Annotated in this window: 11 protein-coding genes; 7 read left to right on the top strand and 4 right to left on the bottom strand. The window is 69.9% G+C overall.

Features of this window, described 5'->3' with window-relative positions:
- A complete protein-coding gene (locus LBW94_RS13995) occupies positions 1–900 on the bottom strand; it encodes an enoyl-CoA hydratase (RefSeq protein WP_225053988.1) in 900 nt (299 codons plus the stop codon).
- The gene (locus tag LBW94_RS13990) at positions 897–2,447 is read right to left on the bottom strand and encodes a FadD3 family acyl-CoA ligase (RefSeq protein WP_225053990.1); all 1,551 of its coding nucleotides are present in this window, start codon (positions 2,445–2,447) and stop codon (positions 897–899) included. Before LBW94_RS13990 ends, LBW94_RS13995 begins: the two co-directional genes overlap by 4 nt.
- 53 nt (positions 2,448–2,500) lie before the next feature.
- On the opposite strand from LBW94_RS13990, the gene LBW94_RS13985 reads away from it, so the two are divergent.
- From LBW94_RS13985 to LBW94_RS13960, 6 genes are all read left to right on the top strand, one after another.
- Positions 2,501–3,724: an acyl-CoA dehydrogenase family protein gene (locus LBW94_RS13985; RefSeq protein ID WP_225053991.1), complete on the top strand. Its 1,224-nt coding sequence runs from the start codon at positions 2,501–2,503 to the stop codon at positions 3,722–3,724.
- 61 nt (positions 3,725–3,785) lie between these two features.
- On the top strand, positions 3,786–4,580 hold the full coding sequence (locus LBW94_RS13980; protein WP_225053993.1) for an SDR family oxidoreductase: 795 nt from the start codon (positions 3,786–3,788) through the stop codon (positions 4,578–4,580).
- 113 nt (positions 4,581–4,693) lie between these two features.
- Positions 4,694–5,479 carry a hypothetical protein gene (locus tag LBW94_RS13975; protein WP_225053995.1) on the top strand — a complete coding sequence of 262 codons (786 nt, stop codon included), beginning with the start codon at positions 4,694–4,696 and terminating at the stop codon, positions 5,477–5,479.
- A gap of 140 nt (positions 5,480–5,619) precedes the next feature.
- Entirely contained in the window at positions 5,620–6,279 is a 660-nt protein-coding gene (locus LBW94_RS13970) for a TetR/AcrR family transcriptional regulator (RefSeq protein WP_225054425.1), read from the top strand.
- Positions 6,280–6,287: 8 nt separating this feature from the next.
- Positions 6,288–7,469, top strand: coding sequence for an acetyl-CoA C-acetyltransferase (locus LBW94_RS13965; RefSeq protein WP_225053996.1), 1,182 nt, complete (start codon positions 6,288–6,290; stop codon positions 7,467–7,469).
- Positions 7,470–7,526: 57 nt separating this feature from the next.
- Positions 7,527–9,491, top strand: a complete 1,965-nt coding sequence (locus LBW94_RS13960) for a molybdopterin-containing oxidoreductase family protein (RefSeq protein WP_225053997.1) — start codon at positions 7,527–7,529, stop codon at positions 9,489–9,491.
- A gap of 40 nt (positions 9,492–9,531) precedes the next feature.
- On the opposite strand, the gene LBW94_RS13955 is transcribed toward LBW94_RS13960, so the two are convergent.
- Positions 9,532–9,990, bottom strand: a complete 459-nt coding sequence (locus tag LBW94_RS13955; protein WP_225053999.1) for a MarR family winged helix-turn-helix transcriptional regulator — start codon at positions 9,988–9,990, stop codon at positions 9,532–9,534.
- 89 nt (positions 9,991–10,079) lie between these two features.
- Between LBW94_RS13955 and LBW94_RS13950 the strand changes: the two genes are divergently transcribed.
- Positions 10,080–11,480 (top strand): MDR family MFS transporter, encoded by a 1,401-nt coding sequence (locus LBW94_RS13950; RefSeq protein ID WP_225054000.1) that lies wholly within the window; start codon positions 10,080–10,082, stop codon positions 11,478–11,480.
- A 39-nt stretch (positions 11,481–11,519) separates the two neighbouring features.
- On the opposite strand, the gene LBW94_RS13945 is transcribed toward LBW94_RS13950, so the two are convergent.
- Positions 11,520–12,548: a beta-ketoacyl-ACP synthase III gene (locus tag LBW94_RS13945; protein WP_225054427.1), complete on the bottom strand. Its 1,029-nt coding sequence runs from the start codon at positions 12,546–12,548 to the stop codon at positions 11,520–11,522.
- Positions 12,549–12,590 lie beyond the last annotated feature (42 nt).

Genomic DNA, 12,590 nt, shown 5'->3' with positions numbered 1-12,590 from the left:
TCACCGGGCCCCGTTCGGTTCGGCGGCCGGGCTCGACTCGGTCGCGGCGGCCTTCATGGATCTGGCGTTCATGCCGCCCAGCGGATCCGCGCCGACCTCGGCATTGTGCGCGTGCGCGAAATGATGCAGGCCGAAGACCGAATCCATGCCCGCCCGCAGCCCCATCAGGTCCTCGCACTGGTTGACGGCCTTCTTGGTCAGCGCCAGGCCGAATTGCGGCATGTCGGAGATCTTCTCGGCCAGCGCCAGCGTCTGCGTCTCCAACTCGGCACGCGGCACCACGCGATTCACCATGCCCCACTCGTAAGCCTGTGCGGCACTGAAGCGGTCGCCGGTGTACAGCACCTCCTTGGCCCGCCGCGGCCCCAGCACCCAGGGATGCGCGAAGTATTCGACACCCGGAATGCCCATGCGCACCACGGGATCGGAGAAGAAGGCGTCCTCGGAGGCCACGATGAGATCACACACCCAGGCCAGCATCAGCGCGCCGGCGATACAGGCGCCCTGCACCATCGCGATGGTCGGCTTGGGGATCTCCCGCCAGCGCCGGCACATGCCGAGATACACCTCGAGCTCGCGGGAGAAGCGCTGGTCGCCGCCGGGCCGGTCGAGGTGGTCCCACCAGAGCGCGGCCTTGTTGTCGTATCGCACGTGGTGGTCGCGGCCGGGAGCGCCGATGTCGTGCCCGGCGGAGAAGTGTTTCCCGTTGCCCGCCAGCACGATCGACTTCACCTCGGCGTCCTGCACGGCCCGCTCGAAGGCGGCGTCGAGGGCGTAGGTCATCACCGAGTTCTGCGCGTTGCGGTACTGCGGCCGATTCATCGTGACGATCGCCACCGGCCCGCGCTTCTCGTAGGTGACGACCTCGCCCTCATCGGGGACCGACGCTTGCGAACTCACGAATTCTCCTCACGTAGTTGCCGCTTGAGCACCTTTCCGGCAGCGCTGTAGGGCAGCTGATCGCGGAATTCGACGTAGCGCGGCACCTTGAAATTGGCCAGTGTGCGACCGGCGTGGGCGAGCACGTCCTCGGCGGTGACGGCGGCGCCGGGTGCGCGCACCACGTACGCCTTGCCGACCTCGCCCATCCGCTCGTCCGGCACGCCGATCACCGCGGATTCGGCGACCCCGGCCAGCCGGGCCAGATTCTGTTCGATCTCGGCCGGATACACGTTGAACCCGCCGGAGATGTACATGTCCTTGAGCCGGTCGGTGATCTTCAGATAACCGCGGTCGTCCAGCACGCCCACGTCACCGGTGTGCAGCCAGCCGTCGGCATCGATGGTCTCGGCGGTGTGCACCGGGTCGTCGAGATAGCCGAGCATCACATTGGGGCCGCGCAGCAGCAGCTCACCGTTGCCGGCGATGCGGAGCTCGAAGTCGGCGATGGCCCGGCCGGAGGTGGTGGCGATGGTCTCGGCGTCGTCCTCGGGCAGGCACATGGTGCCGAAGCCGGCCGATTCCGACAGCCCGTACGCGGTCAGCACCACGTCGAAACGCAGGACCTCGCGCATCTTCTCGATCAGCACCACCGGCACCACCGAGGCGCCGGTGACCGCGACCCGCAGGCTGGACAGGTCGAATTCGGTGCGGCGGGGGTGGTCCAGCAGGGTCTGGTAGATCGTCGGCGGCCCGGTCAGCACGGTGATGCGCAGCTCCTGCACCAGCCGCATGGCCGCGGGGACGTCGAAGGTGGCCAGCGGCACGATGGTCGCGCCGGTGAGCAGGCAGGTGAGGATCGCGGCCTTGTAGCCGAAGTTGTGGAAGAACGGCGGGATCACCAGATAGCGATCGGAGCTGTTCAGGGTGGCGCAGTCGGCCCAGGCCCGGGACACCGCGACCGCCTGCCGCTGCGCGACCAGGGTGCCCTTGCTGCGGCCGGTGGTGCCGGAGGTGAAGAGGATGTCCGAGATGTCCTCGGGTGCAACGGATTCGCCACGCTCGGTGATCCGCTCCGGGGAGATCGCGGTGGCCAGTGCGGGCAGTTGTGACCAGGTGATCCGATCCGCCGCGGTGGTGTCGGTGCCCTCCACCGGGATCACGATCACCGTCTCGATATCGAGTTTCGGTGCGGTGGCGCGCAATTCGGCCAGCCGGTCGCGGCCGAGGAACGGCCCCGCGATGAACAGTGCCGTGGCGTGTACCCGCTCCAGCACGTCGGCGGCCTCGTCGGCGACGTAGCGGGTGTTCAAGGGCACCAGCGCGGCACCGGTGTAGTGCGCGGCGAGTGCGGCGATCACCCAGTGGTAGGTGTTCGGCGCCCAGATGGCGATCCGGTCGCCGCGGTCGACGCCGCGGGCGATCAGCGCGCCGGCCACCTGCCGGACCTCGTCCAGCAGCTGTGACCAGCTCAGTTCGACATCGCCGTCCCGGACGGCGGCCGCGTCGCCGTAGGCGAGTGCCGCCGCGTGCAGCGCGCCGGGGGTGGTCTGCGGAGGGGTTGTCACGGTCGTCCTCGATCGGTCTACAAAGCAAGTGCTTGGTAGGTTACTCTACCGGAGTGAGCGCGATCCAGACTTCCGATTCCGCCGCCGCGGCGGCCGCGCAGGCCGGTGACGATCGGCGATTCGCCGCCGAGATCCGCGCGTGGCTGGCCGAGAACCTCGAAGGACGGTTCCGGGAGCTGCGCGGACTCGGTGGCCCCGGCAGCGAGCACGAGGCGTTCGACGAGCGGCTGGAGTGGGACCGCCACCTCGCCGCGGCGGGCTGGACCTGCCTCGGCTGGCCGAAGCGGTACGGCGGCCGCGAGGCGACGCTGCGGCAGCAGGTGATCTTCCACGAGGAGTACGCGAAGGCCGACGCCCCCGCCCGGGTGTCGCACCTGGGTGAGGAACTGCTCGGCCCGACCCTGCTGGCCTTCGGCACCGAGGAGCAGAAGCAGCGCTTCCTGCCGGGCATCAAGACCGTCACCCAGCTGTGGTGCCAGGGTTACTCGGAGCCGGGCGCCGGTTCGGATCTGGCCGCGGTGAGCACCGCCGCGCGGCGCGACGGTGACCACTGGGTGATCAACGGCCAGAAGATCTGGACCTCGCTGGCGCACGTGGCCGACTGGTGTTTCGCGGTCTGCCGCACCGAGCCGGGATCCACGCGCCACCAAGGACTCTCGTATCTGCTGGTGCCGATGAAGCAGCCGGGTGTGCAGGTGCGGCCGATCGTGCAGCTCACCGGCACGTCGGAATTCAACGAGGTGTTCTTCGACGACGCGCGCACCGAAGCCGGGCTGGTGGTCGGCGAGCCGGGCGAGGGCTGGCGAGTGGCCATGGGCACCTTGACCTTCGAGCGCGGTATCTCGACCGTCGGCCAGCAGATCCGCTTCGCCCGCGAACTCGCCGACCTGGAGGCGGTGGCGCGGGCCGACGGCCGCATCGACGATCCGCTGCTCGCCGAGCGCCTGGACCGGGCCTGGGTGGGGCTGCGGGTGCTGCGCGCGCACGCGCTGCGCACGCTGGAATCCGCGCACGAGACCGTCGACGCGCGCACCGCCGCGGGTCAGGCGTCGGTGTCGAAGCTGCTGTGGGCCGACTGGCATCGCGGGCTGGGCGAACTCGCCATGGACGTGCTCGGCGCGCCCGGCCTGCTGGCGCAGAACAGCGCGGGTGAGCTGGACCAGTGGCAGCGCCTGTTCCTGTTCACCCGCGCCGACACCATCTACGGCGGCTCGGACGAGGTGCAGCGCAACATCATCTCCGAGCGGGTGCTCGGCCTGCCTCGCGAAGCCCGTTGAGCCGCAAGCGAACCGGCGGCGCACCAGCATTCCCCCCGACTCCTCTCGGAAGGACTCTCCCGTGACCGACCTCTCCGTTCCGCCGCCGCCGGTCTCCGGCCACGGCCTGCTCGCCGGGCGGACCGCGGTGATCACCGCCGCCGCCGGTACCGGCATCGGCTCCGCCACCGCGAAGCGGCTGCTCGACGAGGGGGCCGATGTGGTCGTCTCCGACTGGCACGAGCGGCGGCTGAAGCAGACCGAGGAGGAGTTGCGCGCGGCGCATCCGGACCGCCGGGTGGCGGCGGTGGTATGCGATGTGACCAGCACCGAGCAGGTCGACGCGCTGATCCGGGACGCCGCCGCGGCGCTGGGCCGCATCGACATCATGGTCAACAACGCCGGGCTCGGCGGTGAGACGCCCGTGGTCGACATGACCGACGAGCAGTGGGATCGGGTCCTCGACATCACCCTCAACGGCACCTTCCGGTGTACCCGCGCGGTGCTGAACTATTTCCGCACGGCCGGTCACGGCGGCGTCGTCGTCAACAACGCCAGCGTGCTCGGCTGGCGGGCCCAGCACGGGCAGGCGCACTACGCCGCCGCCAAGGCCGGGGTGATGGCGCTGACCCGGTGCAGTGCGGTGGAGGCCGCCGGACTGGGGGTGCGGATCAACGCGGTGGCGCCGAGTATCGCCAGGCATCCGTTCCTGGACAAGGTCTCCACCACGGAGCTGCTGGACCGGCTGGCGGCCGGTGAGGCCTTCGGACGGGCCGCCGAGCCGTGGGAGGTCGCGGCCACGATCGCCATGCTGGCCAGCGACTACACCTCGTATCTGACCGGAGAGGTGGTTTCGGTCTCCAGTCAGCGGGCCTGACCGGCCGGTCCTTCGCGGCGAAACCCCCGACCGAAATTGGGTGGCGCCGACCCCTCCCGGGTGTGCAATCCTGGGAGAGGCCGATTCGGCGATTTGCGAAGGGACCGGGACCCATGGGTCTGGACCGTCGTCACAAGGACAACGTGGGCAGCGACGACAACACTGTCGACGGTGGCACGGGCGAGCGCCACGAAGAGCTGGAGTTGGAGCTGGTACGCGAGGTGGTGCTGACCCGGCGCCGGCTCGACAGCGTCGTGCTGGCCGCCCTGACACTGGGCGCCGAGCTGCTCGACCATCCGTCGCCGGCGGTGACGGCCACGCGGGCGGCGCAGATCCTGGCGGCGCACGCCGTCGACGAGTCCGAGGTGGGCCGCGATCCGCGCGGCGCCCTGCGCACCGATATGGCCCGCGATCGTGAGCGGGCCCGGCGCATCGGCCTGAGCGGACATCGTTGCGCACCCGAGACCGACGACGCCCGCCGCCGCCGGCAGCGCACCGCGCTGCTGTGCGAGGTGCGCGCCGATCTGCTCGACGTGGTGCGGCGCTGCCGCCGGTTCCGGCTGGACGGGGTGGCGTTCGCCGACGGCATCGCCGAGGGCCTGTGCGCCGCCACCGACAAGCTGGTCACCGGTGCGGATATGGACGCCTACAACGCCTGGCAGCGCGGCATGGTGCTGAAGATCAGCGAGGTGCCGGGCGGGGACGGCGCGCCGCGGGCCATGGCGACCGTGGATGCCGGGCCCGGCCGCGGCCCGCTGACGGTGGAGTGGGACAGCTGCGAGCGCCGGCTCGCGCTGGTCGCTCGGATGGCCCGGGCGGGCATCTCCCCGGTCGTCATCTGCGATCGGCTGCTCGCGGACCTCTCGGTCGCCTCGCCGTTACGCTTCTCGCTGCGCTGAATCGCCGGCGCTGCCGTGTGGATCACCGTCGCCGCCGGGCCCCGCCGGACGGCCGGTTCCGATCGCTGATTTCCCGGCTCGGCAACGGCGTGACGGGCCGGATCACCACCCCGTGGACCAAGCAAATGCTTGGTTGTATTATGGCCGATGTGACCGCACCCGACACCTCCAAGTCCGCACGTCGCAACGAACTGCTCGCCCTGGCGGCCGAGCTGTTCGCCGAGCGTGGGCTGCGTGCCACCACGGTCCGGGACATCGCCGACGCGGCCGGGATTCTATCCGGCAGTCTCTATCATCACTTCGATTCCAAGGAGTCGATGGTGGACGAGATCCTGCGCGGCTTCCTCGACGATCTCTTCGGCCGCTATCGGGAGATCGTCGCCTCGGGTCTGCCGGCGCGGGATACCTTGGAGGCGTTGGTGATCGCGTCGTACGAATCGTTCGACCGCTCGCACGCCGCGGTGGCGATCTATCAGGCCGAGGCGAAACGACTCAGCGGCACACCGCGTTTCACGTACATCGACGAGTACAACACCGAATTCCGTGCGATCTGGTCCCGGATGCTGGAGCAGGGCGTCGCCGACGGCAGCTTCCGGCCCGAACTGGATGTCGAACTGGCGCTGCGCTTCCTGCGCGACACCGTGTGGGTGGCGGTGCGCTGGTACCGCCCCGGCGGCCGGATCACCGTCGGCACCCTCGCCAAGCAGTACCTGACCATCGTGCTCGACGGGCTCACCAATCCCGAGAACGGGACCGACCCGGCCCGGCGACCTTCCGGCGCAACGGAAAACAGCAAGTAGGAGCTCTCATGTCTGCACCGACCCGCCGTCAGTACGCCCCCGTCCGGGAGGCGTACGTGATCGATGCCGTGCGCACGCCGGTCGGCAAGCGCGGCGGCGCGCTGGCCGGAGTGCATCCGGCCGATCTCGGCGCCGCGGCGCTGCGCGGGCTGCTGGGCCGCAACTCGATCGATCCCGTGCAGGTCGACGACGTGATCGTCGGTTGCGTCGACAACATCGGGCCGCAGGCCGGCAATATCGGCCGCACCGCCTGGCTCACCGCCGGATATCCGGAGGAGGTGCCCGGCGTCACCGTCGACCGGCAGTGCGGGTCCAGCCAGCAGGCGATCAACTTCGGCGCGCAGGCCATCATGAGCGGCACCGCCGAGGTGATCGTGGCCGGCGGCGTGCAGAACATGAGCGCCATCCCGATCTCGGCCGCCATGCTGGCCGGCAGGGAGTACGGCTTCGACTCCCCGTTCGTGGGCGCCGAGGGCTGGGATCACCGCTACGGCACCAGCGAGGTGTCGCAGTTCGCCGGCGCCCAGTTGATCGCCGAGAAGTGGGACATCAGCCGCGAGGACATGGAGCACTGGGCACTGCGCAGTCACGAGCGGGCCCGCGCCGCCATCGCCGAGGGCCGCTTCGACCGGGAGATCGTGCCGGTCGGCGACTTCTGGATCGATCAGGGTCCGCGTGAGACCAGCCTGGCGAAGATGGCCACGCTGGCGCCGCTGTCGGAGGGCAGCCGGCTGACCGCGGCGGTGGCCAGCCAGATCTCCGACGGGGCCAGTGCCACCCTGCTGGCCTCGGACTGGGCGGTGCAGGAGTACGGCCTGACCCCGCGGGCGCGCGTCCACCACGTCAGCGCGCGCGGCGCCGATCCGATCTACATGCTCACCGCCCCGATCCCGGCCACCAAGTGGGCACTGGAGAAGACCGGTCTCACCATCGACGACATCGATGTGATCGAAATCAACGAGGCGTTCGCGCCGGTGGTGCTGGCGTGGCTGAAGGAGACCGGCGCCGACCCGGACAAGGTCAATGTCAACGGCGGCGCCATCGCCCTCGGACATCCGCTCGGGGCAACGGGCGCAAAGCTTTTCGCGACTCTGCTGCACGAGCTGGAGCGCGTCGGCGGCCGCTACGGATTGCTCACCATCTGCGAGGGTGGCGGCACCGCGAACGTGACGATCATCGAGCGCCTGTAAGGGTGACGCTTCAACCGTCGCCGCGACGCACACCGGACCGGCGTTTACCATCAGTGAATGGAGGTTCTGGGCGCTTGTCCGCTCGACTGCCCCGACGCCTGTTCCTGGGTGGTGACCGTCGCCGATGACGGCAGAGCGGTCGGACTACGGGGAAACAAACATCACCCGGTCACCCGTGGCGCACTGTGCGTGAAGGTGAACCGGTATCTCGAGCAGGTCGACTCGCCGGATCGGATCCGCTATCCGATGCGCCGGGTCGGCCGCAAGGGTGAGGGCCGCTTCGAGCGGATCAGCTGGGACGAGGCCCTCGACGAGATCTCCACGCGCCTGACCGGCATCATCGACGAATACGGCGGCGAGGCGATCTGGCCGTTCCACGGCACCGGCAGCCTCGGCTATCTGCAAGGGCTGGAAGGCTTTTCCGGCCGCCGGTTCTTCAACGTGCTCGGCGCCACCCTGCACAATCCGACGATCTGCTCGATCTCCGGCTCGCTCGGGCTGAAATACACCCTGGGCACCTCCGGCGGCATGGATCCGGAGGACTTCCCGAAGTCGAAGCTGATCATCCTGTGGGGCTCCAACCCGCTGACCTCGGGGCACCACGTGTGGAAGTTCATCCAGGACAGCGGCGCCTACCTGGTCGCGATCGACCCGGTGCGCAGCCGCAGCGCCGAACGCTGCGACGAACATCTGGCGCCGCTGCCCGGCACCGACGCCGCGCTGGCGATGGGCCTGATGCACGTGATCGTGTCGCTGGGCGCCGAGGATCGCGAGTATCTCGCCGAGCACACCGAGGGCTGGGAACAGTTCCGCGAGCGGCTCGACGAGTACACCCCGGAGCGGGTCGCCGAGATCACCGGGCTGCCGGTGGAGCAGATCGTCGGGCTCGGTGAGCGGATCGCCCGCACCCGCCCCACCGCGATCCGCGCCTCGCAGGGCATGCAACGGCACGCCGGGGGCGGAATGGCGTTGCGCACCTTGGCCTGTCTGCCGGGCGTGACCGGCGACTGGGCGATTCCCGGTGGTGGACTGCACTATTCGACCAGCGGCCACTACCGGCTCAACGAATCGGAGCTGGTGCGTTTCGATCTGCTGCCGCATCCGGTGCGCACCCTGTCGATGACCCGGCTGGCCGAGGGCTTGCTGGAGGCGAAGGATCCGCCGGTGCAGGCGCTGTTCGTGATCGGCGCCAATCCGGTGGCCTCCAATCCGGACCAGTCCACGGTGATCCGGGGGCTGTCGCGCGAGGACCTGTTCACCGTGGTGCTGGAGCATTTCCAGACCGACACCGCCGACTACGCCGACATCCTGCTGCCCGCCACCATGCAGCCCGAACACCTGGACGTCCTCGCCGCCTACGGCAACCTCTACCTGGCCTGGAACGAACCCGCGGTGGACCCGCCCGGCGAATGCCTCTCCACCACGGAGACCTTCCGCCGCCTGGCCCGGCACATGGGCCTGACCGAACCGGCGCTCTACGACTCCGACGAGGATCTGGCCCGCCAGCTGCTGAAGGGCTACGACCTGGAACGCCTGCGCCGCGAGGGCTTCCTGCGCGTCGAGGCGCAACCGGTGCCCGCCGGCAAACTGCAATTCGTGTCCGCCCGCGCCGCGGCCGCCGGCCACGACGCACTGCCGACCTACATCCCGCCCGCCGACACCGGCGACGGTCTGGTGCTGATCTCGGCCGCCTCGCACTATTTCGTCAACTCCAGCTTCGGCACCAATCCGGAGCTGCGCCGCCGAGCCGGCGACCCACAGGTGACCATCCACCCCACCGATGCCGCCGAGCGCGGAATCGCGGACGGCGCAAAGATTCTGGTGTACAACGAGCGCGGCGCCTTCGAGGCCGTGGCACTGGTCTCCGACCGGGTCCGGCCGGGCGTGGCCGCCACCACCAAGGGCCGCTGGATGAAGTTCTCCCAGGGCTCCACCGTGAACGCCACCATCGCCGAACGGGATTCGGATTTCGGCGGCGGAGCCGTCTACCACGACAACCGGATCCAGATCACCCTGCGCTGACGCATCAGGCTGCGGGCCCCACCCGCGCTGCGGCCGGGTGTCAGGGCTGCACCGGCGGCAGTGGCCGGTACTGCTCGTCGTAGCCGAGGGCGAGCAGCGACAACCGGTGCAGGGTGTCGCGTTCCTCCGGGGTGAGCCGGGCGAAGACGACCTCGTTGGTCGCCTCGATCTCCGCGTCGACCCGGAGGCGCGCCGCCCGGCCGGCCTCGGTGATGGACAGGCAGTGTTTGCGGCGGTCGACGGTGTCGCGCTGGCGGATCACCAGGCCCGCCCGCTCCAGGCCGTCGACCAGGCGCACCACCTCGCTGCGGTCGATGCCGAGGGCGTCGGCGATCTCCTGCTGGGAGATCCGGTCCGCGCGATCCTCCAGGTAGACCAGCACCCAGTGGTCGCGCAGGGACGAGCCGACCCCCTGATGTACCGCGCGATGCAGCTTCCCGAACGCGTAGGAGGGGAAGCGCAGCAGCCCTTCCAGGTGGAGTTCGGATGCGTCGGGCATGGGCCGATTCTAATGCTGTTGCTGACCCACTAGATTGTTGATAACCTCCGCAATTGAGTAAGCCAACAATCTTGCGAAAGGGTCGTCCGATGACGCAGACGCGCTCGGCCACCGCGGTTCCCTCCTCCGACTCGATTCCCCCGCACGTCTGGCGCATCGCCGGTGTGGTCGTCTTCGGCGCGCTGATGAGCATGCTCGACACCTCACTGGTGAATATCGGGCTGCATACGATCGGCGCCGACCTGCACGCGACGCTGGCCACCGTGCAGTGGGTGGCCAGCGGTTACCTGCTCGCGCTGGCCGTTTCGCTACCGATGTGCGGCTGGCTGGCCCGCCGGTTCGGGCCCGCGCGGGTCTGGGTGTGCGCGATCGCCGCGTTCACCGTCGCCTCCGGACTGTGCGCCCTGGCACCCGGTATCGGCTGGCTGATCACCCTGCGGGTGCTCCAGGGGCTGGCGGCCGGTGTGGTCGTGCCGGCCGGGCAGACCATCCTCGGGCAGGCCGCCGGGCCGAAATACCTCGGCCGGGTGATGGCCGTGGTCGGCATCGCGGTGGTGAGCGCGCCCGCGCTCGGACCCACCGTGGGCGGGCTGATGCTCCAGAACCTGAGCTGGCAGTGGCTGTTCCTGATCAACCTGCCGTTCGGTGTGGTGGCGTGCGCGCTGGGCCTGCGAGTGCTGCCGCGGGCCACCGGAACCCACAGCGGCGGGCTGGATTTCGCGAGCCTGATCCTGGCCGGCGGCGGCGCCTCGGCCGTGGTCTACGGACTCGGCGAACTCGGTGTGCACGCCGCGAATCCGCTGACGGTGTGGCTGCCGATCGCGGCCGGTCTGGTCGCCTTGGCGGGCTTCGTGATCCGCTCCGCCCGCCGCGAGTTGCCGTTGCTGGACGTGCGGATGTTCCGCGACCCGGTCTTCGCCGCCGCCAACACCGCGAGCTTCTTCGCCGGTGCGGCGATGTTCGGTCTGATGGTGTTGCTGCCGTTGTACTTCCAGGTGCTGCACCACGACGGCCTGATCCGCACCGGGTTGCTGCTGCTCGCCTACGGCGGCGGCGGAATCGTCGCGCTGCCGCTCGGTGGCCGGTTGACCGACCGGGTCGGCGGCGGAATCGTCGCCGTCTGCGGCACTCTCGTGGTAGCCGCGACCGTCGCGCCGCTGGCCTTGCTCCCGGCCGACGCGAATGCCGTTCTGCTGCAAGTGCTTCTGTTCATGGCCGGCGTCGGTACCGCATTGTCCAGCATGCCGCTGGTCTCCACCGCCTATGCCGCCGTCCGGCACGACCAGATGCCCGATGCCGCGGCGTTCGTCAACATCCTGCAACGTATCGGTGGCGCGATCGGGGTCGCCGTCGTGGCCGTGATCCTGTCCCGAGCAGTCGATTCCGCGCATCCCGTGGCGTTCGGCTACCACGTCGCCTTCGGCGGGATCTGCGCGCTGTCGCTGGTCGCGGCGCTGGCCTCCGGGGTGCTGCTGCGGGTGCGCCGCTAGACCCGATCCCGCCCGGTGATCGTCGCCGGGCGGGGTCGGTCACGCGAGGGCCGGCAGGGTCACGACCTGTCCGGCATAGGCCAGTCCCGCGCCGAACCCCAGCAGCAGCGCGGTGTCGCCGGGCCGGGCCGCGCCCGAGCGCAGCAGTTCCTCCATCGCCATCGGAATCGACGCGGCGCTGGTGTTTCCGGTCTCCACGATGTCGCGGGCGATCGCGACGCCCTCGGGCAGGCGCAGGGTTTTGATCAGCGCCTCGGTGATGCGAATGTTGGCCTGGTGCGGCACGAACGCGTCGATCTGGTCGACGGTGACCCCGGCCAAGTCCAGGGCCTCGCGGCACGCCTTCTCCAGGAAGGTGACCGCCCAGCGGAAGACCGCCGTGCCGTTCATCCGGATGTACGGCCGCACCGCAGCGTCGCCGATCGCCGCGACCTCGGCGAAATACTGCTGAAAGTCCTTGTCCTGCTTGATCGCCGAGGTCTGGCTACCGTCCGAGCCCCAGGCCACCGGGCCGATGCCCTCCTGTTCGGACCGGCCCACCACCGCCGCCCCGGCGCCGTCGGCGAAGATGAACGCGCAGCTGCGGTCGTCGCGATCGAGCAGATCCGACAACCGTTCCACCCCGATCACCAGCACCTGCCGGGCCTGCCCGGCGCGCACCAGATTCGCCGCATTGGCCAGCGCGTAACAGAATCCGGCGCAGCCGGCCGAGACGTCGAAGGCGGCGGTGTCGTGCATCCCCAGCGCGTCGGCCACCACCGCGCCCGCCGACGGGCCCAGCACCATCTGCGACGAGGTGGCCAGGATCACCGCATCGACCGCGCCGGCCTCCAGGCGCGCGGCGGTGAGCGCGTCGCGCGCGGCGGCGACGCTCATCGAGACGATGGTCTCGTCGGCTTCCGCCCAACGGCGGGAAGCGATTCCGGACCGGGAGCGGATCCACTCGTCCGAGGAGTCGATCCGATCGATGATGTCGGCATTGGGAACGATCCGGCGGGGCCGGTACACCCCGAGGCCCAGAATCGCGGCGTGGGCGACCGGGGCGGTGGTGGCGATGTGCGCGGGCATGACGTCCTCTCTCATGTGAACCGATCGGTCCACACACGCTAG

Source organism: Nocardia sp. alder85J, from assembly GCF_020176955.2.
Lineage (GTDB): Bacteria > Actinomycetota > Actinomycetes > Mycobacteriales > Mycobacteriaceae > Nocardia.
Note: the sequence above shows the minus strand (reverse complement) of the source record. Positions and strands in the feature narration are given on the sequence as shown.